This is a genomic window from Streptomyces sp. GbtcB7 (assembly GCF_019091445.1).
Taxonomy (GTDB): Bacteria; Actinomycetota; Actinomycetes; order Streptomycetales; family Streptomycetaceae; genus Streptomyces; species Streptomyces mirabilis.
In genome coordinates this window covers 480,500-506,303 of sequence record NZ_JAGXJM010000002.1, presented here as the reverse complement: position 1 = coordinate 506,303, position 25,804 = coordinate 480,500, and the positions used below count along the sequence as shown (strand labels likewise).

The window sequence follows — 25,804 nt, the reverse complement described above, 5'->3', positions numbered from 1 at the left end:
GCAGATATTTAGGATGGTGTGCATGCTGATTGACGATCTCCAGCAGGAGTCCCGCCGCTACCTGGCCTCGTACGTCATGTTCAACCAGGCGGTCGCGGACCATCTCAAGCTGCACCCCACCGACGTCCAGTGCCTCAACCTGCTGAGCGTCGAGCCCGGCCCGTTCACCACCGGCCGGATCGCCGAACTCACCGGCCTGACCAGCGGATCGGCGACCCGGCTGGTCGACCGTCTCGAGAAGGCCGGCTACGTGGTCCGGCACCGCGACAAGACCGACCGCCGCCGAGTTCGGGTGGAGCCTGTCCCGGAGGCGATGCGGGATCTCACGGCACTGTGGTCCGAGCTGGGCGAGGGATGGCGGGCGATGTTCGCCGACTACACCGAGGACGAATGCGCCCTGCTGTACCGGCACATGCGGCGCACCGTCGAACTCTCCCGGCAACAGATCGCCCGCCTGCGCGGCAAGGAATGACGGCCGCCCACACAAAACGCTCGGCCGGCAAACCCCGGCCGAGCGCCTGCATCAACTGCTCGCGGCCTGATCAACACGACCACGTGTTGCGACGATCCCCAGAAAGCGCCCTCGCGGGGGGCGGGCCTTCGCCGTGGCCGGGTGAGCGCGGCGCCTACTGTCCGCCGTACCGCTTGCTCATGTTCTCGTAGAGCGCCTGCGCGCCCTCGCCGAGCTGCGGCCCCGCGAGCCAGGTGTTGTCGGCCGGGCCGATCGAGGTGTTCGAGACCAGCTCGGTCCTGCCGCCGACGACCCGGAACCAGCCGCCGCCGGAGGAACCGCCGGTCATCGTGCAGCCGATGCGGTACATCGTCGGCAGGCTCGGGCTCAGCGACAGCCGCCCCGGCCGGTCGACGCACTTGAACATCTTCAGACCGTTGTACGGCGGCGCGGCCGGGTAACCCCAGGCGCCCATCGTGCTGACGTCCCGGGCGGAGGGCGCCGAGAAGTCCACGTCCAGCGCGTTGCCGACCGTCTCCTCCAGGGACTTCGAGCCCTGCGCCGGCTTCACGTGCAGGAGCGCGTAGTCGTACGGGGCGCCCGCGCCGCCCGTCTCGTCGCCACCCGCGATCCACTCCTTCGAGGTGGAGGCCCAGTCGGCCCACCACTCGCCGTACGGGGCGATCTGCGCGGCGGAGGCGTTCCTCAGCTCGGACTCGGACCTGCCCTGGTCGTTGTACGCGGGCACGAAGGCGATGTTGCGGTACCAGCCGCCCTTGCCGCCTGCGTGCACACAGTGGCCCGCCGTCCACACCAGGTTGGACTTGCCCGGGTGGTTGACGTCCTTGACGACGGTCCCGGAGCAGACCATCGAGCCCTCGGGGGAGTCGAAGAAGACCTTCCCGACCGGGGCGGCGTGGTCGTGGTACGGGGTCTTCTCCGCCGTGGCCTCGACCGGCGCCGGATCCGGGTCGCTGACGCCCTGGTCGGCCGCCGCGTCCTTCGCCGAGATCGTCTTGTCCGGGTCCTTGGCGGACTTCATGCGCTCGGGCTTCCACAGCCCCGCGATCACCGGGTTGACGAAGTCCTTGGCCTCACTGAGCCACTTGTCCTTGTCCCAGTTCTTCCAGCCGCCGTTCTTCCACTGGTCGACGTCGATGCCGTGTTCTTTGAGCTTGCTCTTGACGGCGTCCGGGATCCTGATCTTGTCGTCGCCGTTCTGCGACGAGGAGGCGCTGGACCCGCTCGCCTGGTCGTCGCCCGAGTTGCAGGCGGTGGCGCTGAGCGCCAGGGCGGCGGCGAGGCCGGTGGCGGTGAGAACGCGGCGCCGACCGCGCCCGCGCGCGCCGGGCGTACGTACGGAACGCATGCTGGTGTAACCCCCGTTGAAGTGCTGACACCTCACTATGCCCGGGCCATTGGGGACGAACGGCGGTGGAGTGGTGAAGGTTTCTGTGCGCCACCCCACCGCCGCCCGTGCGGCCCGTGTGCGATTCCTGTCAGGCCCGTCGGGTCACTGGCCTGCGCATCGTCGTCTCACGGGCCCGTGGTCCCACTGGCCCCTTGTCTCACTGGCTCGCGAACTTCTTGCTCACCGAGTCGTACACACCCTTGGCGACCGCACCCAGGTGCGGACCCGCCAGCCAGCCCGCGCTGACCGGGCCGATCGAGGTGTTGGACACCAGGGCGGGCTTGCCGTCCGACCCGGTCGCCACCCAGCCGCCGCCGGAGGAACCACCGGTCATGGTGCACCCGATGCGGTACATCGTCGGGTCCGCCTTGGCGATCGACAGACGGCCGGGCCTGTCGGTGCACTGGTACAGCTTCTGCCCGTCGAACGGCGCCGCCGCCGGGTAACCGGTCGCCGTGATGCTCGCGACCTTGGGTACGGCCGGAGCGTTGAAGTTCACCGGGAGCGCCGAACCGACCGTCTCCTCGAGGGACTTGCCGTTGCTGCCCTTCTCCGGCGTCACATGCAGGACCGCGTAGTCGTACGACGCGCCCTGACCGCCGGTGGAGCCGCCCTGCGCGATCCACTGGTCCGAGGTCTGTGCCCAGTCGCTCCACCAGACACCGTACGGAGCGACCTCCGTCCGCGCGGCGTTCTGCAGCTGGGCGGACGTCCTGCCGGCGTTGTTGTACGAGGGCACGAAGGCGATGTTGCGGTACCAGCCGCCCTTCTTGCCGGCGTGCACACAGTGGCCCGCGGTCCACACGAGGTTCGACTTGCCCGGGTGCGCGGGGTCCTCGACCACGGTCGCCGAGCAGACCATCGTGCCCTCGGGGGAGTCGAAGAACACCTTGCCCGCCTCGGGCACGTTGTCGTGGTAGGCGGCGCTCACGGCCTTCGCCGCCACGGGCGCCGGAGTGGCGTCGGTGACGCCCTGGTCACCGGAGAGGTCGTTCTCGTCGACGCCCTTGTTCTTGTCCGGGTCGTCTGCACCGCGCATCCGGGCCGGGTCCCACAGCCCCTTGATGATGGGGTTGACGAAGTCGTTGGCCTCGCGCAGCCAGTCGTCCTTGTTCCAGTTCTTCCAGGCGCCGTTCTTCCACTTGTCGATGTCGATCCCGTGCTCTTTGAGCTTGTTCTTGATGTCGTCCGGGATCTTGATCTTGCCGTCGGCGCTCTGGGACGCCGACGCACCGGCCTGGCCGCTCGCGTTGCTGTCGCCCGAGTCGCAGCCGGTGGCGGTCAGCGCCAGCGCCGCCGTCAGGCCGACGGCGGCCAGTACGGGGGAGGTTCTGCGGCGCGCGCTCCTCCCTCGACGAGCGGCGAAGGGCGGGCGTATGGATCGCATGGTGTAACTCCCCCTGGACGTAAGAGAACCTGTCAGGATCCGCCGATCGGAGTCCCTCGGTACGGGACACAGGTGCATCGCTCGGTGTCTCTGAACGGCACCACACACTATGCGCTCGCTGTGGGGGACATCCCACGGAACGGCAACGGTTCCGTCACGGCAAGGATCTTCGACTCACCCGCTTCCCCGAGCCGGTCGCGTCGTTGGTACGTACGGGGGACCTGCCGCCTGCGCTCAGATCCCCCTGCCAACTCGCCTCTGGACAGCGGGAGGACCTGAAGTCGTGGCCGTGACCGAGTCTGCGGTGGTACCGGTGGGGCGCGAGCCCGAGGAGACGCGGGAGGGCGTGTCCGGGGCGGGGCGAGAGGGGCCGGACGGTGTGCCCGGGGCGGCCGAGAGAGTGCGAGAGACGGTGCCCGGAGTGTCCGAGGGGGCGCGCGCGGCGCACGAGGGGATTCTGCGGCGTCAGTCGGCGCGCGAGTCGGCGGCCCGCACCTACGCGCGCGCCCTGCCGATCGTCCCCGTGCGGGCGCGGGGGCTGACCATCGAGGGCGCGGACGGGCGCCGTTACCTCGACTGTCTCTCCGGCGCGGGCACCCTGGCCCTGGGACACAACCACCCGGTGGTCCTGGAAGCGATCAGAAAAGTCCTCGACTCCGGGGCGCCACTACACGTCCTCGACCTGGCCACACCCGTCAAGGACGCCTTCACCACCGAGCTGTTCCGCACGCTGCCCCCGGAGTTCGCCGCCCGCGCGCGGGTGCAGTTCTGCGGACCCGCCGGGACGGACGCCGTCGAGGCCGCGTTCAAACTGGTGCGCGCGGCGACCGGACGCACCGGAATGCTCGCGTTCACCGGTGCCTATCACGGGATGACCGCGGGGGCGCTCGAAGCATCCGGGGGCGCGACCGAGGTACGGGTCGCGCGCCTGCCCTACCCCCAGGACTACCGCTGCCCGTTCGGCATCGGCGGTGCGCGGGGTGCCGAACTCGCCGCGCGCTGGACCGAGTCCCTGCTCGACGACACCAAGTCCGGCGTGCCACGCCCCGCCGGCATGATCCTCGAACCCGTCCAGGGCGAGGGCGGGGTGATTCCCGCGCCCGACGACTGGATGCGCCGGATGCGCGAGATCACCGCGGCGCGCTCCATTCCCCTGATCGCGGACGAGGTCCAGACCGGCGTCGGGCGCACCGGTGCCTTCTGGGCCGTGGAACACAGCGGGATCACCCCGGACGTGATGGTCCTGTCCAAGGCCATCGGAGGCAGTCTGCCGCTGGCCGTCGTCGTCTACCGCGACGACCTCGACGTCTGGCAACCGGGCGCCCACGCGGGCACGTTCCGCGGCAACCAACTGGCCATGGCCGCGGGCACGGCGACTCTCGCGTACGTCCGCGAGAACGGACTGGCCGAGCGCGCGGCGACCCTGGGCTCCCGCATGCTCACTCAACTCCGCGTACTCGCCGCGGAGTTCCCGTGCATCGGTGACGTACGGGGCCGCGGGCTGATGATCGGCGTCGAGCTGGTGGATCCCGAGACAGCCCCGGACACCACCACCGACGGCCCCCGGCCCGCCGCCCCCGAACTCGCCGCCGCCGTGCAGCGCGAGTGCCTGCGCCGCGGTCTGATCGTGGAGCTGGGCGGGCGCCGCGCCAGCGTGGTGCGACTCCTCCCGCCCTTGACGATCAGCGACGAACAGGCGACCGCGGTGCTCGATCGACTGGCGGACGCGGTGGCGACGGTGGCTGCGGCGGCGCGAGCGGGACTGGGCGGGGCGGCCGGGCACGGTCGGGGTTCCGCATCCGGTGAGTACGCCGGATAGGACCTGCGACCGCCGCGGGCGGCCCGTACGGCGGTCCCCTCGACGGGCCCCCGCTCCCGGGCGCGACGCAGACCTCACTCGGACCACCTCACTCGGACCACCCCACTTGCCCCCCACTCGACCCGGACCACCGTCCGCCCACCCGGACCGACCAGGAACGCCCAACGCCCGACGCCCGACGCCCCACGCACGCCAGTACCGCCCCGGTTCGTCGCCGCACGAGCCTGAACGACCCCGAGGAACTCTCTTGAACGCCACCCCCACACCCGACGGCCGTCCCGACACCCATGAGCGAGCGGCCTGTGGCACGCAGACTCCGCCGGCTCTGGGAGCCGACGCGGTCCCCCGGCAGAAGGGAGGGGCCCGGGAGACCGAGCGGCTGCGCGGCGCCACCGCCGACCTGCTGGAGCACCCCGCCGCCCACACCGCGGGCCAGGCGGCGGCGGTCGAGAACCTGTTGCGCTGCTGGGTACGGGAGAACAACCTGCCCGCCCCCACCGACGGCACCCTCCGCATCCCCCTCCCGGCCAGCGGCACCTCCCTCCTGACGCCGGTCCACCACTGGTCCCCGACCGGCTGGCACCGCTTCGGCCTCCCGCACCTCGCCGACGCTCCCGAGGGAGCACCGCCCGCCGACGCAGTCACCGTGGCGGCGCTGCTCGCGCGCCAGGCGGCGACGGGCGACGGGACGACGAGCACGGCCGAGGTGACGGCGACGCCCGTTTCCGGAACCGGCCCCGCCGGGGACGGTGCCGACCTGGTCGGCCGTGTCGCCGACTCGGTGCGGCGGACCGTCGTGTTCATCAACGACCGCAGGGAACGGCCCGCCGACACCCCCGACTTCTTCCTCGCAGCCGAACAAGCACTGGTACTGGGGCACCCGTGGCACCCCACCCCGAAGAGCCGGGAAGGGCTCTCCGAGGCCGAAGCTCGGCTGTACTCACCCGAGTTGCGCGGCTCCTTCCCGCTGCACTGGATGGCGGTCGCCCCCGCGGTCCTGGCGGCCGACTCGGCATGGACGGAGCGCGGCCGGCCCGTCCCCGCGCAGCAGCTCACCGCGCGGCTGGCCGGAGCCGGGCTGTCCCTGCCCGACGGGTACGCCGCCCTGCCGCTGCACCCCTGGCAGCTGGCCGACGTCCGGCACCGACCCGAGACCGCGGCCCTGCTCGACGCCGGACTGCTCCGGGACCTCGGCCCGCACGGCTCCGCCTGGCACCCGACCTCCTCCGTCCGCACCCTCTACCGCTCCGGCGCCCCAGCGATGCTGAAGCTGTCGCTGGGCCTGCGCATCACCAACTCCCGCCGTGAGAACCTCCGCAAGGAGCTCCACCGTGGTGTGGAGGTCCACCGTCTGCTGCGCGGCGGCCTGTCCAAGCAGTGGCAGTCCGCCCATCCGGGCTTCGACATCGTCCGCGACCCGGCCTGGCTCGCCGTCAACGCCCCGGACGGCACCCCCCTGGCCGGGCTCGACGTGATGATCCGCCACAACCCGTTCGGGCCGACCGACGACGCCGGCTGTGTCGCGGGGCTCGTCTCTCCCCGGCCCCACACCCGACCCGGCGCACGCAGCGGATCCGAGGACCGACCCGTGATGCGATCCCGGCTCGCCGAGATCGTCACCCGCCTCGCCGGACGCACCAGCAGGCCCCGTGGCGCCGTCGCCGCCGAGTGGTTCCTGCGCTACCTCGAGCACGTCGTACGCCCCGTGCTCTGGCTCGACAGCGAGGCGGGGATCGCGCTGGAAGCACACCAGCAGAACACGCTGCTCCTGCTGGACCCCGAGGGCTGGCCAACGGGCGGCCGCTACCGCGACAACCAGGGCTACTACTTCCGCGCGTCCCGGCGCGCCGAGCTGGACGCCCGGCTGCCCGGCATCGGCGAACACAGCGACACCTTCGTCTCCGACGAGGTCACCGACGAACGCTTCGCCTACTACCTGGCGATCAACAACGTGTTCGGCCTCATCGGCGCGTTCGGCTCCCAGCACCTCGCCGACGAACAACTGCTGCTCGCCGCCTTCCGCCGCTTCCTCACCGACGTGGCCTACGGCCCGGCCCGACTGCGTACGCCCCTGCCCGCCCACCTTCTCGACTCGCCCGTCCTGCGCTGCAAGGCCAACCTGCTGACCCGGCTGCACGGCCTCGACGAACTCGTCGGCCCGGTCGACACCCAGTCCGTCTACGTCACCCTCGCCAACCCGCTCCATTCCTGACGAAGCCGCCCTCGCCGACCCCCTGCCATTCCTGACGAAGCCGCCCTCGCCGACCCCCTGCCAGCCCTGAGGAACATGTCCCACCCCGTCTCCTGAGAGGAGCGTCGCCGTGCCTCCCACCGATGCGAGCACCGACGCCGGTACCGCCCCCGTCACCGACCTCGGCGCCGACCCGGGCCCCGGGCCGGGCACGGACAACGAGGACACCCTCGACCTGCGCCTGCCCGACGAGCTCCTCGCGCTCCTCGGCTCCGAGGTCGAGTCGGCCGGGGGAGACGACCTGCTCGACCGCATCGGTGGCTGGGGCCCGATCGCCACTCCCGTGGGCGCCTTCCACCTGGTCCCCGTCCGTGTGGAGCGTGATCTCCCGCTCGTCTCCCGCTGGATGAACGACCCCGCCGTCGCGGAGTTCTGGGAGCTGGCAGGACCCGAGTCGGTCGCGGAAGAACACCTGTGCCGCCAGCTCGACGGCGACGGCCGCAGTGTGCCCTGCCTCGGCGTGCTGGACGGCACCCCGATGAGCTACTGGGAGATCTACCGCGCGGACCTCGACCTCCTGGCCCGCCACTATCCCGCCCGCCCGCACGACACCGGCCTTCACCTCCTCGTCGGCGGTGTCGCCAACCGCGGACGAGGCCTCGGCTCCGCCCTGCTCCGCGCCGTCGCCGACCTCGTACTGGACAAGCGCCCGGCCTGCGCCCGCGTCGTCGCGGAACCCGACCTCCGCAACACCCCCTCCGTCTCCGCCTTCCTGACCGCGGGCTTCCGGTTCTCCGCCGAGGTCGACCTGCCCGGCAAACGGGCAGCCCTCATGGTCAGGGACCGGAGCCTGCGCGATCTGTTGTAGTGCCCTGCCCTCACCGCACCGCTCGTTCCGATCCGGTTCCCTGTCAAGGAGTCCCCGTGCCGCATCCATCCGCCACCCCGGCATCCGGAGAGCTGCCCGCCTTGTACGACCCGCCCGAGCTGCGCAAAGACCGATGGGACCAGGTCGGCCGCCGACTGCTCGCGAAAATGATCGGCGAGTTCGCCCACGAGGAGATCGTCAGACCGGAACCGGAGTCCGATCTGGATCCGGGGTCGGAGCCGGGTTCGGGGTCGGAGCCGGGGCCGGGTTCGGAGGCTCGGCGGGGCGCGGAGGGAAAAGTGGCCCCCCTCCGCGGTGAGCACAATCCGGCGACCGGCCTCGATTCCTCCGCCGGAGCGGCCTCCTCGCGACCCTCACCACGCCCCGCCTCCGCCCACCACGACACCCCGTACCAGGACACTCCGCACGAGAACAGCGGGCACGAGAACACCAGGCACACCGACACCCTCCGCCCCTACGCCCTGCGCCTCGACGCCGGCGGCAGCCTCTCCTTCCGCGCCCGCCGCGCCTCGTACGACAGCTGGCGCGTCGACCCCGCCTCGCTCACCCTCACCGAGGAGGGGGCGGAGCCGTGCCCCTTCACCGACCCGCTCGGCTTTCTCACCCGGGCCCGCGGCACGCTGGAGATCGACGGCGCGACGCTCGGCCACGTGGTCCGTGAACTGAGCACGACGCTCGCCGCGGACGCCCGCCTCCACCGTGACGCCCGTACGGCGGCCGAACTCGCCGACCTCGGCTACGCCGAACTGGAGGGCCACCAGACCGGCCACCCCTGGATCGTGCTGAACAAGGGCCGCCTCGGCTTCTCCGCGACGGACGCCGCCGACTGGGCGCCGGAGGCCCGCAGAGCGACGCCGATTCCCTGGATCGCGGTGCACACCACGCTCGCCACCTACCGAGGCGTCCCGAGCCTCCACTCCGCCGAACAGCTCTACGCGCGCGAACTCGCCCCCGCCACGAGGGAGTCCTTCGAGGGGGTACTACGCGCGCGTGGGCTCACTCCGGAGTCGTACCTCTATCTGCCCGTGCACCCCTGGCAGTGGGACGACGTCGTGCTGCCGCTGTTCGCGCCCTCCGTAGCCGCGGGAGCGATCGTGCCGCTGCCTTCCGACGGCGACCTGCGGCTCCCGCAGCAGTCGATCCGTACGTTCCTCAACGTCTCGCACCCGGACCGGCACACGGTGAAACTGCCGCTGTCCGTGCTCAACACCCTGGTCTGGCGCGGCCTGCCGACGGAACGCACGCTCGCGGCGCCCGCCGTCACCGCCTGGATGCACGCCCTGAGAGACGCCGACCCCTTTTTGCGGGACACCTGCGGGGTGATCCTGCTCGGCGAGGTCGCCTCGGTGACGGTGAACCACCCCGTGTACGACGCCCTCCCCGAAGTGCCCTATCAGTACAAGGAGTTGCTCGGCGCGATCTGGCGCGAGCCGGTCTCGCGCCATCTGGCGCCCGGTGAACGCGCGCGCACCCTGGCCGCGCTCCTGCACACCGACCCGGACGGCCGCGCCTTCACCGCGGAGCTCGTCGCCCGCTCGGGCCTCGCCCCCAACGTCTGGCTGCGCCGCCTCTTCGCCGCGCTCCTGCCGCCGCTGCTGCACTTCCTCTATCGGTACGGCACGGTGTTCAGCCCCCATGGAGAGAACGCGATCGTCGTCTTCGACGACCACGACGTCCCCGTCCGCCTCGCGGTGAAGGACTTCGTGGACGACGTGAACGTGAGCGCGGACCCCCTGCCCGAGCACGCGACCATGCCCGATGACGTACGGAACGTACTGCTGACCGAGCCGCCGGCGTTCCTGACCCAGTTCATCCACTCCGGGCTCTTCGTGGGGGTCTTCCGCTATCTCGCACCGCTCTGCGAGGAACAACTGGGCGTTCCGGAGGCCGAGTTCTGGGCGCTCGTCCGGGCGGAGATCGTCCGCCACCAGGCGCGCTTTCCCGAGCTCAAGGAGCGCTACGAGATGTTCGACCTGCTCACTCCGCGTATCGAGCGCCTGTGCCTCAACCGCAACCGACTGCACCTCGACGGCTACCGCGACCGTCCCGAGCGCCCGCACGCCGCGGTGCACGGCACGGTCCCGAACCCCCTCCACAGGCCTTGATCATCCGCCCCGTACTCGTTCTCGTCTTGATCGCGTCCGCAGGCCGGGCCTTGATCGCCCGATTGTCAGTGGCGCCCCGTAGGCTGGCAACGCTATGACAGAGCCCTCACTCCCCGAACTCCTGCATGCTGCCGTCACCGCTGTCGGCGGCACGGAGCGCCCTGGCCAGGTGACCATGGCCGAAGCCGTCGCGGGTGCCATCGACGACAGCTCCCACCTGCTGGTCCAGGCGGGCACCGGCACCGGAAAGTCGCTCGGTTACCTCGTGCCCGCGCTCGCCCACGGGGAGCGGGTCGTCGTGGCGACCGCCACCCTGGCGCTCCAGCGGCAGCTCGTGGAGCGCGATCTTCCGCGGACCGTCGACGCGCTGCACCCGCTGCTGCGGCGCCGCCCGGAGTTCGCGATGCTCAAGGGCCGGTCGAACTACCTGTGTCTGCACCGGCTGCACGAGGGCGTGCCGCAGGACGAGGAGGACGGCCTCTTCGACCAGTTCGAGGCGGCCGCGCCCACCAGCAAGCTGGGCCAGGACCTGCTGCGACTGCGGGACTGGTCGGACGAGACCGAGACCGGCGACCGCGACGACCTCACGCCCGGCGTCTCCGACCGCGCGTGGGCTCAGGTGTCCGTTTCGTCCCGTGAGTGCCTGGGCGCCACCAAATGCGCCTACGGGGCGGAGTGCTTCGCCGAGATGGCCCGCGAGCGCGCCAAGCTCGCCGAGGTCGTCGTCACCAATCACGCGCTGCTCGCGATCGACGCCATCGAGGGCGCGCCGGTCCTCCCGCAGCACGAGGTGCTGATCGTCGACGAGGCCCATGAGCTGGTCTCCCGGGTCACCGGTGTCGCGACCGGCGAGCTCACGCCCGGCCAGGTCAACCGCGCGGTGCGCCGCGCCGCGAAGCTCGTCAACGAGAAGGCGGCCGATCAGCTCCAGACCGCCGCCGAGGGCTTCGAGCGGCTGATGGAGCTCGCGCTTCCGGGCCGCCTGGAGGAGATCCCGGAGGATCTCGGATACGCACTGATGGCACTGCGCGACGCCGCTCGTACGGTGATCTCGGCGATCGGCTCCACCCGCGACAAGTCCGTCCAGGACGAGGACTCCGTCCGCAAGCAGGCTCTCGCCTCGGTGGAGTCGGTACACGACGTGGCGGAGCGGATCACCAACGGCTCCGAGTGGGACGTCGTCTGGTACGAGCGTCACGACCGCTTCGGCGCCTCGCTCCGCGTCGCTCCCATGTCCGTCTCAGGCCTCCTCAGGGAGAAGCTCTTCGGGGACCGTTCCGTCGTCCTGACGTCCGCCACCCTGAAGCTCGGCGGTGATTTCAACGGAGTGGGGGCGTCGCTGGGACTCGCCCCGGAGGGCACCGAGGGCGACGACCTCCCGCAGTGGAAGGGCGTCGACGTCGGCTCGCCCTTCGACTACCCCAAGCAGGGCATTCTGTATGTGGCCAAGCACCTGTCCCGTCCCGCGCGCGACGGCGACCGTGGGGACATGCTGGACGAGCTCACCGAGCTGATCCAGGCCGCGGGGGGTCGCACGCTGGGGTTGTTCTCCTCGATGCGGGCCGCCCAGCTCGCGGCGGAGGAGCTGCGCTCGCGCATCCCCGAGTACCCCATCCTGCTGCAGGGCGAGGAGACGCTCGGCGAGCTGATCAAGAACTTCGCGGCCGACCCCAAGACCTGCCTCTTCGGCACGCTCTCGCTCTGGCAGGGCGTCGACGTCCCCGGGCCCAGCTGCCAGCTCGTCGTCATGGACAAGATCCCCTTCCCGCGCCCCGATGACCCGCTGATGAGCGCCCGCCAGAAGGCCGTCGAGGAGAACGGCGGCAACGGCTTCATGGCCGTCGCCGCGACCCACGCGGCGCTGCTGATGGCCCAGGGCGCCGGCCGCCTCGTACGCGCCACGGGTGACCGGGGCGTGGTGGCGGTACTGGACCAGCGCCTCGCGACGGCGCGCTACGGCAGTTACCTCAAGGCGTCCCTCCCCGACTTCTGGTACACCACGGACCGCAACCAGGTACGCAGGTCGCTCACCGCGATCGACGCGGCGGCCCGGAAGGCGGAGGAGACGGTGGGGGCGGGGGAGACGGAGGAGGCGTAGGTCTTCCCCGCGGCAGGCTGAGGGAACCCGCGCACTTGGCCCGAGGCGGGCCGGCCCGGGTGCCCCTACGGGCGGAGTTGCTCGGCCTCGGATGCCCCGCCGGCCAAACAACACCACCCACACGGCCACACCGGCCCCCGCGAACTACCGGTCCTGTGGGCACCCGCAGGTCCGGCGCGTGTCTCTCAGGCTCGGGATCTCCGTCCCGGGCCTACCACTGAAACTCCCGACGCCCGCGCATGCCGCGACGCCCGAGCATGCCGAGCGGCGCCCGCGCATATCGCTGGGCGCCCGAGCACGCCGCACGGCGCCCGCGCATATCGCACGGCGCCCGAGCCTGTTGTCCGGCGCCGCGCACGTCGCCCGGGGCCTCCGCATGTCGCAGGGCGCCCGAGCATGTCAGCCGGCGTCAGCGCATGTCCTGGGAACCTACGCATATCGCTCGGCAACGCGCACGTCGTCCGGCGCCCGGCATATCGCCCGGCGCCCGCACGTGTCGCCCGGCGCCTACGCATATCGCTCGGCGCCAACGCATTCCCCTCGGAGCCTGCGGACGATCCTCCTGCCCCCCCCCCCGCGAGCAAAAGCCCCTCGGGGCGCGTCTCGTCGGGGCGGCCCATCTCTGGACGCCGCGCACGCCGCCAACTCCCCCGCCCGACCCCCGGAGGGCAACGCACAGGGCCCCGGAACCGGCGCAGGTGGTCCCGGGGCCCGGTCAAGGGCGGGGCGGGGTGTCCCGCCCGGCGTGCGTCACACGCGCCGCAGCACCGCCACCACCTTGCCCAGGATGGTCGCCTCGTCGCCGGGAATCGGCTGGTACGCGGCGTTGTGCGGGAGGAGCCACACGTGGCCGTCCTCGCGCTTGAACCGCTTCACCGTGGCCTCGCCGTCCAGCATCGCGGCCACGATGTCACCGTTCTCCGCGACCGGCTGGCGCCGGACCGTCACCCAGTCCCCGTCGCAGATGGCGGCCTCGATCATCGAGTCGCCGACGACCTTCAGGACGAACAGTTCTCCGTCACCGACCAGCTGCCGGGGGAGGGGGAAGACGTCCTCCACCGACTCCTCGGCCAGGATCGGGCCACCGGCGGCGATACGGCCGACGAGCGGCACGTACGACGCGGCCGGCTTGCCCGCCGTGTCCGTGGGCTGTGCCGAGGACTGGTCGGAGCCCCGGACCTCGTACGCCCGCGGCCGGTGCGGATCGCGGCGCAAGAAGCCCTTGCGCTCCAGTGCCATCAGCTGGTGGGCGACCGACGAGGTGCTGGAGAGGCCGACCGCCTGTCCGATCTCTCGCATCGACGGCGGGTAGCCGCGCCGCTGCACGGAGTCCCGGATGACCTCGATCACCCGGCGCTGCCTGTCGGTGAGTCCCGAGCTGTCGGCGCGGATGCCTGGAGGTCGCCCTGGCAGGGACCGCTTGGGCCCCTCATGATTCGTGGCTTCGTTCATCGCATGCACCGGCTCGAGTCGGCCCTGGGAGCGGTCCTGGGCAGTGATGGTGGCACTGTCTGCGGTGGTGGTCACGTCGGCCCCTCTCGATGGTCTCCCTGCTGGACAACGGTAGTTGCTTTCGAAAGGTTGCGCCAAACACACGTTCGAGTGAAAAATCGCGGATTGCCTGTCGGGATCATGTGTCTGGGTGTATAGCCAACGATGCATCCGGCGGACAAAAGGGCTCATTGCTGTACTCTTCATCGCCGAGGCGATGACCGTGCCGACAGATGTGGGCCGCGGCCCAGTCTGCCATCCGGCACCCCGTAAGTCGGGTACCGGCCCCCTTCCGCGCGCTGACCACGGTATCTCCGTGTGTCCGGGATCGGTATGGCCGTGCGGCACATGCCATTACGTGCGCGACACGCGTGTCCTGGGTGAATTTTCGGGTCGATCCCCACATCTAGTGGTTGGATTGCTGCAGCAGCCCAGAAGTTGTGGTCCCCCGGGTCTTCGAGCCTCCGGCCATCGCCTATGCTTGGGGCTGCTTCGAGGGGCCCGAGAGGTCCCGCGAGGTCTATGAGTCGTGCTGTGAAGGAGGGTTGGAGCCATGCACTGCCCCTTCTGCAGGCACCCCGACAGCCGTGTCGTCGACAGCCGTACGACCGATGACGGCACGTCGATCCGCAGGCGCCGCCAGTGCCCCGACTGCTCCCGTCGTTTCACGACGGTGGAGACGTGCTCGCTGATGGTGGTCAAGCGGTCCGGCGTCACCGAACCCTTCAGTCGTACCAAGGTCATCAACGGCGTGCGCAAGGCGTGCCAGGGGCGGCCGGTCACCGAGGACGCGCTCGCCCAGCTCGGCCAGCGGGTCGAGGAGGCGGTGCGGGCCACCGGGAGCGCCGAGCTGACCACCCACGACGTGGGTCTGGCCATACTCGGCCCGTTGCAGGAACTCGACCTCGTCGCCTATCTGCGCTTCGCGTCCGTGTACCGGGCGTTCGACTCGCTCGAGGACTTCGAGGCCGCCATCGTGGAACTCAGGGAAGAGACGAAGCAGCGCCCCGCCGCGGACGAGGAAGACGCGGGCGAGGCGGATGCGGACGTGGCAGCCGCGGACGCGGAGCGCCCGGAAAGCGACCGCGGGTCCGGAGGGGCCGTCCAGGTCCCCGTGCCCGCCAACGCCGCCGACTGACGGAAGGGCCGACTCGGATCGGCCCCCAGCGGTGGCGACCAAAGACCTGTTGCGGGCGGCCGCGTAGCGGCGCCCGCAGCACCAGACACACACCGTGCCATGGGAAGAACGTGGCACTTCAGGGCGTTTTAGCCCGATACAGGGAGGCGGCATGACAGAGACGGCGAGCGGTCCGGCACGAGGTTCCCGCGCCAAGGGCACCAAGGCCACCAAGGGACTGCGCATCGAGCGCATCCACACCACCCCCGGCGTGCACCCGTACGACGAGGTGGAGTGGGAGCGCCGTGACGTCGTCATGACCAACTGGCGCGACGGCTCGATCAATTTCGAGCAGCGTGGCGTCGAGTTCCCCGGCTTCTGGTCGGTGAACGCGGTCAACATCGTCACCAGCAAGTACTTCCGTGGTGCCGTGGGCACCCCGCAGCGCGAGGTGAGCCTCAGGCAGCTCATCGACCGCATCGTGAAGACGTACCGGAAGGCCGGCGAGGACTACAAGTACTTCGCCTCGCCCGCCGACGCCGAGATCTTCGAGCACGAGCTGGCGTACGCGCTCCTGCACCAGATCTTCAGCTTCAACAGCCCGGTCTGGTTCAACGTCGGGACGCCTCAGCCCCAGCAGGTCTCGGCCTGCTTCATCCTGTCCGTCGACGACTCCATGGAGTCGATCCTCGACTGGTACAAGGAAGAGGGCATGATCTTCAAGGGCGGCTCCGGCGCCGGCCTGAACCTCTCCCGTATCCGCTCCTCCAAGGAGCTCCTCTCCTCGGGCGGCAACGCCTCGGGTCCCGTCTCCTTCATGCGCGGTGCCGACGCCTCCGCAGGAACGATCAAGTCGGGTGGCGCCACGCGCCGCGCGGCCAAGATGGTCATCCTCGACGTCGACCACCCCGACATCGAGGACTTCATCGAGACCAAGGTCAAGGAGGAGGAGAAGATCCGCGCCCTCCGTGACGCGGGCTTCGACATGGACCTGGGCGGCGACGACATCACGTCCGTCCAGTACCAGAACGCCAACAACTCGGTCCGTGTGAACGACACGTTCATGAAGGCGGTCGAGGAAGGCGGCAAGTTCGGTCTCACCTCCCGTATGACCGGCGAGGTCATCGAGGAGGTCGACGCCAAGACGCTCTTCCGCAAGATGGCCGAGGCCGCCTGGGCCTGCGCCGACCCGGGCATCCAGTACGACGACACGATCAACCACTGGCACACGTGCCCGGAGTCCGGTCGTATCAACGGCTCGAACCCCTGCAGCGAGTACATGCACCTGGACAACACGTCCTGCAACCTCGCCTCGCTGAACCTGATGAAGTTCCTCAAGGACGACGGCAAGGGCCACCAGTCCTTCGAGGTCGAGCGCTTCGCCAAGGTCGTCGAGCTGGTCATCACCGCGATGGACATCTCGATCTGCTTCGCGGACTTCCCGACCCAGAAGATCGGCGAGAACACCCGCGCCTTCCGCCAGCTGGGCATCGGCTACGCCAACCTGGGCGCCCTCCTGATGGCGACCGGTCACGCGTACGACTCCGACGGCGGTCGCGCCCTCGCCGGTGCCATCACCTCGCTGATGACCGGCACCTCGTACCGGCGTTCCGCCGAGCTCGCCGCGGTCGTCGGCCCGTACGACGGCTACGCCCGCAACGCGCAGCCGCACCAGCGCGTCATGAAGCAGCACTCCGACGCCAACGGCGTGGCCGTCCGTGTGGACGACCTGGACACGCCGATCTGGGCCGCCGCCACGGAGGCCTGGCAGGACGTGCTGCACCTCGGTGAGAAGAACGGCTTCCGCAACGCGCAGGCCTCGGTCATCGCCCCGACCGGCACCATCGGTCTCGCGATGTCCTGCGACACCACCGGCCTCGAGCCCGACCTCGCGCTGGTCAAGTTCAAGAAGCTGGTCGGCGGCGGCTCGATGCAGATCGTCAACGGCACCGTTCCGCAGGCCCTGCGCCGCCTGGGCTACCAGGAGGAGCAGATCGAGGCGATCGTCGCCCACATCGCCGAGAACGGCAATGTCGTCGACGCCCCGAGCCTCAAGCACGAGCACTACGAGGTCTTCGACTGCGCCATGGGCGAGCGCTCCATCTCCGCGATGGGCCACGTCCGCATGATGGCCGCGATCCAGCCCTGGATCTCCGGCGCGCTCTCCAAGACGGTCAACCTGCCGGAGACGGCGACCGTCGAGGACGTCGAAGAGGTCTACTTCGAGGCGTGGAAGATGGGCGTCAAGGCGCTCGCGATCTACCGCGACAACTGCAAGGTCGGCCAGCCCCTCTCCGCCAAGACCAAGGAGAAGGAGAAGACCGAGGTCACGGCGAAGGCCGAGGAGACCATCCGCACCGCGGTCGAGAAGGTCGTCGAGTACCGCCCGGTCCGCAAGCGCCTCCCCAAGGGTCGTCCCGGCATCACCACCTCCTTCACGGTGGGCGGCGCCGAGGGCTACATGACCGCCAACTCCTACCCGGACGACGGTCTCGGCGAGGTCTTCCTGAAGATGTCGAAGCAGGGCTCCACCCTCGCGGGCATGATGGACGCCTTCTCGATCGCGGTCTCCGTGGGTCTGCAGTACGGCGTGCCCCTCGAGACGTACGTCTCGAAGTTCACGAACATGCGCTTCGAGCCGGCCGGCATGACGGACGACCCGGACGTGCGGATGGCGCAGTCGATCGTCGACTACATCTTCCGTCGCCTGGCGCTGGACTTCCTGCCCTTCGAGACGCGCTCCGCGCTCGGCATCCACTCCGCCGACGAGCGTCAGCGTCACCTGGAGACGGGCTCCTACGAGCCGTCCGACGATGTCGACATGGACGTCGAGGGCCTGGCCCAGTCCGCGCCCCGTACGCAGGAGCTGAAGGCCGTGGCCACCCCGAAGGCCGAGGTCGAGGCGGCGAAGCCCGCCCCGAAGCAGGCCCACACCAGTGCCGAGCTGGTGGAGATGCAGCTGGGCATCCAGGCGGACGCCCCCCTGTGCTTCTCCTGCGGTACGAAGATGCAGCGGGCCGGTTCCTGCTACATCTGCGAGGGCTGCGGCTCGACCAGCGGTTGCAGCTGACCCGAAGCCCTGAAGCCCTGAAGGGCGGCACGACCACCGGTCGTGCCGCCCTTCGGCGTTTTCTCGCTGCTACGGAGAAGGCTGTTTCAGGCGTCTCCTACGGAGAGGGCTGCTTCAGGCGTCGTGGCGCGTGCCCATGATGCGCGGGAACTCGGCCGGGTCGGTGTCGTAGCCGTGGATCCCCGGATGGAAGGTCCACTCTCCGGAGGCGTCGCGTACGAACTCGCCGACGGTCGCGGCCGTGGCCCCCAGGACGCCGCCGAAGTTGTCCTCCGCCAGCACGGTGTAGCCCTCCCGCATGCGCAGGCCCGGGTTGAGGACGCCCACGAACGACTTGTGGCCGGAGCGCTGCTGGATGAGTACGCCCACCACCACACGCGTGTAGCCGCTGTTGAGGCGGTCGAGTTCCAGCGTCATGACCTCGTCCCAGCCGAAGCCCTTGCCGTCCTTGCTGTCCCGGTTGAGGTAGATGGTGCCGTCCGGGGAGCGGCTGTCGAAGTGCACCACATAGGCGGGAATTCCGTACGGATCGGCGGCCACGTACGTCGCCGCGATGATGTCGAGGTCGGTCGCGGGCTCGCCGACGGGACTCGGGTCCCACTTCACCGCGAGCTCGACCTTGCGGATGCCCTTGTTGAGACCGGTCATTGGATCTCCCCCTCCCCGTTCCCCATCTTCTTCAGCCCTCAACTGCTCTGTTGTCAAGGCCGGTTGTCCATCGTGCCACGCACGCGGGGGCGCTCGCGCGGGTGCACTCCGCCGGAGCGTGACCGACGCCACGCTCCGTGGCCTTACGATGGCGCGGTGCTGGTCAAGTGGATTCGCTGCACCGTGGTGGACCGCCGCGGTTTCGAGCGGGGGCAGCGAAAGTGGGCGGGGCTGCTGGGTGAGCCGGGATTCCGGGGGCAGGGCGGGGGCTGGAGCCGAGGGCGGCCCGGGGTGGCGCACATCTTCGCCTTCTGGGAGAGCCGTGCCTTCTACGACTCCTTCATGGCCCGTTCGCACGACCGGCTCGCGGCTGCCCAGTCGGGGACCTTCAAGGACTCGCAGGCCAAACTCTTCGATCACCGGTTCGATGTGAAGACCGGCTTCGAGCCGCGCTTCACGGACGCCGACCTGCTGCGAGTGGCCCACTGCCGCATCCACGAGGAACGGGCCGAACACTTCGCGCTGATGCAGGAGAAGGTCTGGAATCCCGCGATGGCGGGCTCGCCCGGCATGGTGCGGGGCCTGTTCGGTGAGGCGCCGGGCCATGAGTTCCTGATCCTGTCCATGTGGCAGTCGGCCGCCGAACACGGTAAATACCGGGCCGAGCGGGTGGAACGGCTGGCGCTGCGCGCCCAGACGGAGGCCGATGTCGCGGCCCTGACCGGCGACATAGTGGCGCTGGAGCCCTCGTGGACGGTCTGACCGGAGTGCCGTCCGCGGGTGTGATCCGCGCGGAGAACATGTGACCTACGCCGTATGGAGCCCGTACGAGTGCTCGATCGGCCGTCGGCCGTTTTAGGGTCTTGGCATGGTTCGACCACGGCGTATCGTCCTTGTCCGGCACGGCGAGTCAGCGGGCAACGCCGATGACACCGTTTATGAACGCGAGCCCGACCACGCTCTGGCGCTCACCGAGAAGGGGTGGCAGCAGGCGGAGGAGACGGGAAAACGGTTGCGGGAGGTCTTCGGGCGAGAGCGCGTAAGCGTGTACGTGTCGCCGTACCGCCGTACGCACGAGACGCTCCGCGCCTTCCACCTCGACCCCGAGCTCATACGGGTGCGCGAGGAGCCGCGGCTGCGCGAGCAGGACTGGGGCAACTGGCAGGACCGCGACGACGTACGCCTCCAGAAGGCCTACCGGGACGCGTACGGGCATTTCTTCTACCGCTTCGCGCAGGGCGAGTCCGGCGCCGACGTCTACGACCGGGTCGGCGGCTTCCTGGAGAGCCTCTACCGGAGCTTCGAGGCCCCCGACCACCCGTCGAACGTGCTCCTGGTGACCCATGGTCTTGCCATGCGGCTGTTCTGCATGCGCTGGTTCCACTGGACGGTCGCGGAGTTCGAATCGCTGTCGAATCCGGGGAACGCCGAGATGCGGATGCTCGTCCTCGGTGACGACGGGAAGTACACGCTTGACCGTCCGTTCGAACGCTGGTGTGTACCCGAGTCGTACGGGGACCCCGGGATAGAGTGGCAGGGCGATGACCTCTGATTCCTCTCCCGGCGGACGCCTGGACCGCGCCCTGGCCAGCCTGCGTGGACTCGCGGTGGGGGACGCGCTGGGCTCGCGGTTCTTCGTGCCCGTGAACTACCCGCTGCTCAAGCGACGCGAGCTGCCGGCCGGCCCCTGGCGGTGGACGGACGACACCGAAATGGCCTCCTCCGTAGTGGCCGTTCTGGCCCGGCACCGCCGCATCGACCAGGACGCGCTGGCCGGCTCCTTCGCCGAGCATCACGATGTCGACCGGGGCTACGGTCCCGCGGTCAACCGGCTGCTGGGGCAGATCAGGGAGGGGGGCGACTGGCGGGCGCTGGCGTCCGCCCTCTTCAAGGGACAGGGCTCGTGGGGCAACGGCGCCGCGATGCGGATCGCCCCCCTGGGGGCCTGGTACGCCGACGACCCGGAGCAGGCTGTCCACCAGGCGGAGATCTCGGCGTACACCACCCACCAGCACCGCGAGGCCGTCGTGGGCGCCATGGCCGTCGCCGCGGCCGCCGCCCTGGCGGCCGACCCGGCGAGCCCGCCGAGTGCCGAGGCACTGCTCGACGGCGTCGTCGCGCTCGTCCCGCGCAGCGCCGTGGGAGCCGGTCTGCGGCGCGCTCGCGACATGCTCGACTACGGGGACACCGCGACGGTCGCCGCCGTACTGGGCTGCGGGCGGCGTACGACGGCGCACGACACGGTGCCGTTCGCGCTCTGGTCCGCGGCCCGGGCCCTGGGCGACTACGAAGAGGGCTTCTGGTCGACCGCCCAGGTGGGTGGCGACATGGACACGACCTGCGCCATCGTCGGCGGTGTGATCGCCGCGGGCAAGGCGGGGGCGCCGCCGGGGGAGTGGGTGGAGCGGACGGAGAGCCTGCCGGGTTGGGTGCGGGCGGGGGCGTAGGCCGCGGGGGACGGTTCGGTGACGCTGGAGAGTCCCCTGAGGAACGCGGTGCCCGGGCAGGGGCCGGGTGGGCGTCGGGCGGCACCGGCGCGGCTCGGGGCGTCCGGCGGCTCGTGGGGGAGCGCGTCGCACCGGATTGGGCGTCGCACGGCGCTGGGCGTTGGTGCCGTACAGCAGTGGCCTGCTGGGCCGCCTGCGATGCCGTACCCCGGCCTGCTGGTCCTTCCTTGGTGTCGGCCCGCGCGCAGCACGGCTCGCCCTTGGTGCCGCGCCGCGACCCGTAGGGCTCACCCCGGCGCTGTTGTGCCGCTCGCGGGGCCGCACAAGCTGCCGTACCGCTGACTGCGAGGCCCGGACCCCTGCCGTACCTCCGGCAGGGGCCGCCCTCGGTGCCGTAAGACCTCGAAGGCCGCCCCCGGTGCCGTACATCTGCTTGCAAGGCCAGGTCCCGGGATCTGCTTGCAAGGCCAGGTCTCGGGGTGCTGTTCCGCTGCGGATGGCCGGACCGTGGTCCTCGCCGTCCTATCCCGGACCGGGGACCGGCCTCCGCAGCCCCGCCAAGCTTCGGCGGGCCCCGCCTCAGCCCGCGGCGGGCCCCGCCGTGCCCGCGAGGGCCTCCAGGTCGCTCTTGCGGACCCGGATCACCAGCGCGGCGGTGGCCAGGGCCAGTACCGCCATCGCGACGGCCGGGACGAAGGCGGTCGAGATGCCCTGGGCGAGCACGTCGTGGCCCCACGGAGCGGGCAGCTGGTGGGTCTTGGCGAACTCCGCCTTCTGCTCGGGCGAGGCGTTCGCCAGGAACTTCGGCAGCTGCTTCTCCGCCTCGTCCCGGCTGGCCGAGCCGAAGACCGTGGTCAGGATGGACAGACCGAGCGAACCGCCCACCTGCTGGGTGACGTTGAGGAGTCCGGACGCGGCGCCCGCCTCGTGCTGGGCGACGCCGGAGACCGCGGTCAGGGTCAGTGTCACGAAGTTCAGGCCCATGCCGAAGGCGAAGAGCAGCATCGGGCCGAGCACCCCGCCGACGTACGTGCTGTCGGGGCTCATGAAGGTCAGCCAGCCGAGCCCGAGCGCGACGAGGGCGGATCCGACGACCATGAACGGCTTGGGCCCGAGGACCGGCAGGAACCGCTGCGACAGCCCCGCTCCGATGCCGATCGCCGCCGTCACGGGCAGGAACGCCAGACCGGCCTGGATCGGGCTGTAACCCAGCACGTTCTGTACGAACAGGACGATGAAGAAGAACATCCCGAACATCGCCGCGGCCAGACTGAGCATGATCACGTACGTGCCGGAGCGGTTGCGGTCGCCGAACATCTTCAGCGGGGTGATCGGTTCCTTCGCCCGGGTCTCGATGAACGCGAAGCCCAGCAACAGGACCAGCGCCGTGGCGAACGACCCGATCGTGAGGCTGTCGCGCCAGCCCTCCTCCGAGGCGCGGATGAACCCGTACACCAGGGAGGCCATACCGGCCGTCGAGGTGAGCGCGCCGGCGACGTCGAAGCGCCCCGGATGGCGCTCGGACTCGTTGATGTACATCGGGGCGAGCACGGTGATCAGCACACCGATGGGCACGTTGACGAAGAGTACCCAGCGCCAGTCGAGCCACTCGGTGAGCATGCCGCCCGCAAGCAGCCCGATGGCGCCGCCGCCCGCGGAGACCGCGGCGAAGACGGCGAAGGCCCGGTTCCGTTCCGGGCCCTCGGGGAAGGTGGTGGTGATGAGTGCCAGCGCGGTGGGCGACGCTATCGCGCCACCCACGCCCTGGAGGGCCCGCGCGGCCAGCAACTGCCAGGGCTCCTGGGCGAGTCCACCGAGCAGCGAGGCGAGCGTGAACAGCATGATGCCGGTCATGAAGACCCGGCGCCGACCGAGGATGTCACCCGCGCGGCCGCCGAGAAGCAGCAGGCCACCGAAGGTGAGGGTGTACGCGCTGATCACCCAGGTCAGGTCGGTCGTGCTGAACTTGAGCGCGTCTTGAATGTGCGGGAGGGCGATGTTCACAATCGTCGAGTCGAGTACCACCATGAGTTGGCAGGCCGCGATGACGGCGAGTGCGATGCCGGGGTGTCCCTCCCGGCGGGCCGCTCCTGGCTTTGGGTCCTGGATCAACTGAGAGGTTTGAGAGGTTGTCACTATGGTTCCCCCACAAGTGCGTTAGTGAACGCTCGCGTTCACTGTTGCGGCAACGGTAGTGAGTCCCCGACAGTGAACGCAAGCGTTCACTGAAGTCGCTGCCCCGTGTCGCCACTTGACCGCTCGCTCTCCCCGAACTCCCCGCTCCCCCATGCACAACGGAGACACTCAGATGGTTACTTCGCGTTGGACGGCCGCTCCCGCTCAGGCGGCCTCCCTGCGTCGACGCGGTGCCGTGCTCGAACGCGCGATCCTCGACGCCGCGCTCGAGCAACTCAGTACGGTCGGCTGGAACGGCCTCACGATGGAGGGCGTCGCCGCCCGGGCCCAGACCGGCAAGGCCGCGGTCTACCGCCGCTGGCCGTCCAAGGAGGACCTCGTCGCGGACGCGCTGAAGGCCGGACTGCCGAGCCTGACGGAGGCCCCCGACCTCGGAAGCGTCCGGGACGACCTGCTGGAACTGTGCCGACAGGTGCGTGAGGCGATGTACTCGCAGCCCGGATTCGCACTGCGCTCAGTGCTTCACGAATGCGATGTGGCGCAGGCGGAACGCTTTCAGAGTCTGATCGTCGGAGGGGTCGTCGAGCCGACCAAGCATCTGCTGCGAGAGATCGTCCACCGCGGAATCGAGCGGGAAGAGGTGCGACCGGACGCCGCGAACTCCTACGTCTTCGACGTCATCCCGGCGATGATGATGTATCGCTCGAAGGTGTGCGCGAGCGAATGGGGTGAGCGGGATCTGGAGGAGATGATCGACCAGCTGATGGTCCCGCTGCTGCGACGGGCGGGGGCTGATCCGCGGGCGGCCGGGGCCTGAATCCGTGGATCGCCGGGTCGCTGGTTTGTGGACCGTCCGGTCGTCGGGTCGTTGGTCCGTGGATGGTCGTGCGGCTGGTCGGGTGGCTGTTTCGGGGGTGGACGGGTGTCTGATGTGTGGATCGTCGGGTGACTGGTTCGTGCCGGTGGCGGGGCTGTGGTCGCTCAGGGAAACCTGGGTGTCGCGAGGGGCTCGGGGCGGCGTAGGCTGAGGGCGCCATGCCGTACGAACCACCGACTCACACCGTCGAGCGCTCCCTCCGCGCCACGACCGGAGCGAAGATCATTGCCGGTGTCGACGAGGTGGGCCGTGGTGCGTGGGCCGGCCCGGTCACCGTCTGCGCCGCCGTCACGGGACTACGCCGCCCGCCCGAGGGCCTCACCGACTCCAAACTCCTCACCGTCAAGCGCCGTACCGTGATGGCCGCGGAGTTGGAGAAATGGGTGACGTCGTACGCCCTGGGGCATGCCTCTCCTGAGGAGATCGACGACCTGGGGATGACGGCCGCGCTGCGCCTGGCCGCGGTGCGGGCCCTGGAGGCCTTGCCCGTCCGCCCCGACGCGGTCATCCTCGATGGGAAGCACGACTACCTCGGGTCGCCGTGGCGGGTTCGCACGGTGATCAAGGGTGACCAGTCCTGCGTGGCCGTCGCGGCGGCCTCGGTGATCGCCAAGGTTCAGCGCGACAAAATGATGGCCGAACTGGGTGTCGACCATGCAGACTTCGGTTTTGCGGCCAACGCCGGGTATCCGTCTCCGGTGCACAAGGCCGCACTGGAGGAACGGGGCCCCACTCCGTACCACCGGCTGTCATGGGCGTATCTTGATGCGCTGCCCCAGTGGCGGCACCTCAAGAAGGTCCGCAGCTGGGCGGACGGAAGCGGTCCGGAGATCGAAGGTCAGCTCGGCTTCGATTTCTGACGGTTCCGCTCGCACTCATGTGCCACCCGCCGACGCGAGTCGCACCGGCGTTTGATAAATATCAGCTCATGCCTCTCATTCCCGAGGAGCCTCAGATTCACGAGAGTGCCCAGGGTCCCCGCGCGACTCCGGCCAGTGGCCGCACCGCGCCGACCCCCCGTCCCGTACCCGGTCCCCGTCCCGCGGCTCCGCCGCGTCCCGGACGTCCGGGACCTGTCCGGCCGATGCCGGCCCAACGCACCCCGCGTGAGCCGGTCGTGGCCACGCCGGGGTCATCCGCCCCGGCGGCCGCGCCCGCTGCCGCCACCCCACAGATCCAGCTGATCCCGGCCTCGGTCGAGGGTGCGCTGGACGCCGCCGAAGAAGCGGTCGACCTGCTGTTGGAGTCGGGCCGAGCCCCCGGTGAGGTGTTGGTGATCACCACCGGCGAACCCCATCCGTGGGCCGCGCACGAACTCTCCTTCGGCGAAGCCGCCTACTGGGCGCAGCACGACGCGGGCGACGACGTCTTCTACGCCGACGCCTCCGTCGCGGGCCGGGCCGCGTCCCGTCCCGTGGTCGTGGTCGCCGTCAACGGCGGTCCCGACGCTGCCGCCGCCACCGCCCTGCCCCTGGCTCTCGGCCGGGCCGGCGCCCTGCTGATCGTCTGCGGCGACCCGCAGCAGATCAACTCGGTACTGGGCGCCGGGGTCTGAACGAATCCCGGACACCGTCCGGGATTCGCTCGGGCGAGGCTCGGGGCGATGCCTGGGGCGTGATGGTGGTGCCACTACGGCACCACCTGTACGGCGGTCGTTTTGGCGTGCC

At 70.3% G+C, this 25,804-nt stretch carries 19 protein-coding genes; 14 read left to right on the top strand and 5 right to left on the bottom strand.

The window, feature by feature from the left end:
- Positions 1 to 22: 22 nt before the first annotated feature.
- On the top strand, positions 23 to 472 hold the full coding sequence (locus tag KVT44_RS05030; protein ID WP_217566220.1) for a MarR family winged helix-turn-helix transcriptional regulator: 450 nt from the start codon (positions 23 to 25) through the stop codon (positions 470 to 472).
- A gap of 154 nt (positions 473 to 626) precedes the next feature.
- Here the strand turns inward: KVT44_RS05030 and KVT44_RS05025 are convergent, their stop codons facing one another.
- Together KVT44_RS05025 and KVT44_RS05020 are read right to left on the bottom strand one after the other, a co-directional pair.
- Entirely contained in the window at positions 627 to 1,820 is a 1,194-nt protein-coding gene (locus KVT44_RS05025) for a serine protease (protein ID WP_217566219.1), read from the bottom strand.
- Between the two features lie 199 nt (positions 1,821 to 2,019).
- Positions 2,020 to 3,249 (bottom strand): serine protease, encoded by a 1,230-nt coding sequence (locus KVT44_RS05020; protein WP_099920304.1) that lies wholly within the window; start codon positions 3,247 to 3,249, stop codon positions 2,020 to 2,022.
- A 400-nt stretch (positions 3,250 to 3,649) separates the two neighbouring features.
- Between KVT44_RS05020 and KVT44_RS05015 the strand changes: the two genes are divergently transcribed.
- The 5 genes from KVT44_RS05015 to KVT44_RS04995 all read left to right on the top strand — a co-directional run bounded on the left by KVT44_RS05015 (position 3,650) and on the right by KVT44_RS04995 (position 12,351).
- Positions 3,650 to 5,068, top strand: a complete 1,419-nt coding sequence (locus KVT44_RS05015) for a diaminobutyrate--2-oxoglutarate transaminase family protein (protein WP_217566270.1) — start codon at positions 3,650 to 3,652, stop codon at positions 5,066 to 5,068.
- 247 nt (positions 5,069 to 5,315) lie between these two features.
- The gene (locus KVT44_RS05010; protein ID WP_217566218.1) at positions 5,316 to 7,280 is read left to right on the top strand and encodes an IucA/IucC family siderophore biosynthesis protein; all 1,965 of its coding nucleotides are present in this window, start codon (positions 5,316 to 5,318) and stop codon (positions 7,278 to 7,280) included.
- A 109-nt stretch (positions 7,281 to 7,389) separates the two neighbouring features.
- Positions 7,390 to 8,127: a GNAT family N-acetyltransferase gene (locus tag KVT44_RS05005; protein WP_099920302.1), complete on the top strand. Its 738-nt coding sequence runs from the start codon at positions 7,390 to 7,392 to the stop codon at positions 8,125 to 8,127.
- Between the two features lie 56 nt (positions 8,128 to 8,183).
- Positions 8,184 to 10,253, top strand: coding sequence for an IucA/IucC family siderophore biosynthesis protein (locus tag KVT44_RS05000; RefSeq protein ID WP_308313911.1), 2,070 nt, complete (start codon positions 8,184 to 8,186; stop codon positions 10,251 to 10,253).
- A gap of 94 nt (positions 10,254 to 10,347) precedes the next feature.
- Positions 10,348 to 12,351, top strand: a complete 2,004-nt coding sequence (locus KVT44_RS04995; RefSeq protein ID WP_099920301.1) for an ATP-dependent DNA helicase — start codon at positions 10,348 to 10,350, stop codon at positions 12,349 to 12,351.
- A 750-nt stretch (positions 12,352 to 13,101) separates the two neighbouring features.
- On the opposite strand, the gene lexA is transcribed toward KVT44_RS04995, so the two are convergent.
- The gene (gene lexA, locus KVT44_RS04990; protein WP_054229877.1) at positions 13,102 to 13,878 is read right to left on the bottom strand and encodes a transcriptional repressor LexA; all 777 of its coding nucleotides are present in this window, start codon (positions 13,876 to 13,878) and stop codon (positions 13,102 to 13,104) included.
- A 517-nt stretch (positions 13,879 to 14,395) separates the two neighbouring features.
- Between lexA and nrdR the strand changes: the two genes are divergently transcribed.
- Positions 14,396 to 14,980: a transcriptional regulator NrdR gene (gene nrdR / locus KVT44_RS04985; protein ID WP_217566217.1), complete on the top strand. Its 585-nt coding sequence runs from the start codon at positions 14,396 to 14,398 to the stop codon at positions 14,978 to 14,980.
- A 151-nt stretch (positions 14,981 to 15,131) separates the two neighbouring features.
- A complete protein-coding gene (locus KVT44_RS04980) occupies positions 15,132 to 18,029 on the top strand; it encodes a vitamin B12-dependent ribonucleotide reductase (RefSeq protein ID WP_099920299.1) in 2,898 nt (965 codons plus the stop codon).
- Between the two features lie 114 nt (positions 18,030 to 18,143).
- Here KVT44_RS04980 and KVT44_RS04975 read toward each other — a convergent pair whose 3' ends face one another.
- Positions 18,144 to 18,677: a TerD family protein gene (locus KVT44_RS04975; protein WP_099920298.1), complete on the bottom strand. Its 534-nt coding sequence runs from the start codon at positions 18,675 to 18,677 to the stop codon at positions 18,144 to 18,146.
- 156 nt (positions 18,678 to 18,833) lie between these two features.
- Between KVT44_RS04975 and KVT44_RS04970 the strand changes: the two genes are divergently transcribed.
- From KVT44_RS04970 to KVT44_RS04960, 3 genes are all read left to right on the top strand, one after another.
- Entirely contained in the window at positions 18,834 to 19,439 is a 606-nt protein-coding gene (locus tag KVT44_RS04970; RefSeq protein ID WP_099920297.1) for a YdbC family protein, read from the top strand.
- Between the two features lie 106 nt (positions 19,440 to 19,545).
- Positions 19,546 to 20,229, top strand: a complete 684-nt coding sequence (locus tag KVT44_RS04965) for a histidine phosphatase family protein (RefSeq protein WP_067375240.1) — start codon at positions 19,546 to 19,548, stop codon at positions 20,227 to 20,229.
- Entirely contained in the window at positions 20,219 to 21,124 is a 906-nt protein-coding gene (locus tag KVT44_RS04960) for an ADP-ribosylglycohydrolase family protein (RefSeq protein ID WP_190172366.1), read from the top strand. The genes KVT44_RS04965 and KVT44_RS04960 overlap by 11 nt, the downstream gene beginning before the upstream one ends.
- Before the next feature lie 579 nt (positions 21,125 to 21,703).
- Here KVT44_RS04960 and KVT44_RS04955 read toward each other — a convergent pair.
- A complete protein-coding gene (locus KVT44_RS04955) occupies positions 21,704 to 23,236 on the bottom strand; it encodes an MFS transporter (RefSeq protein WP_180292840.1) in 1,533 nt (510 codons plus the stop codon).
- A 196-nt stretch (positions 23,237 to 23,432) separates the two neighbouring features.
- Here KVT44_RS04955 and KVT44_RS04950 point away from each other — a divergent pair, with 196 nt between their 5' ends.
- The 3 genes from KVT44_RS04950 (at position 23,433) to KVT44_RS04940 (ending at position 25,692) form a co-directional block, all read left to right on the top strand.
- Positions 23,433 to 24,077 carry a TetR/AcrR family transcriptional regulator gene (locus KVT44_RS04950; protein WP_190172368.1) on the top strand — a complete coding sequence of 215 codons (645 nt, stop codon included), beginning with the start codon at positions 23,433 to 23,435 and terminating at the stop codon, positions 24,075 to 24,077.
- A 218-nt stretch (positions 24,078 to 24,295) separates the two neighbouring features.
- The gene (locus KVT44_RS04945; RefSeq protein WP_054229885.1) at positions 24,296 to 24,997 is read left to right on the top strand and encodes a ribonuclease HII; all 702 of its coding nucleotides are present in this window, start codon (positions 24,296 to 24,298) and stop codon (positions 24,995 to 24,997) included.
- 68 nt (positions 24,998 to 25,065) lie between these two features.
- Positions 25,066 to 25,692: a hypothetical protein gene (locus KVT44_RS04940; RefSeq protein WP_079090247.1), complete on the top strand. Its 627-nt coding sequence runs from the start codon at positions 25,066 to 25,068 to the stop codon at positions 25,690 to 25,692.
- Positions 25,693 to 25,804 lie beyond the last annotated feature (112 nt).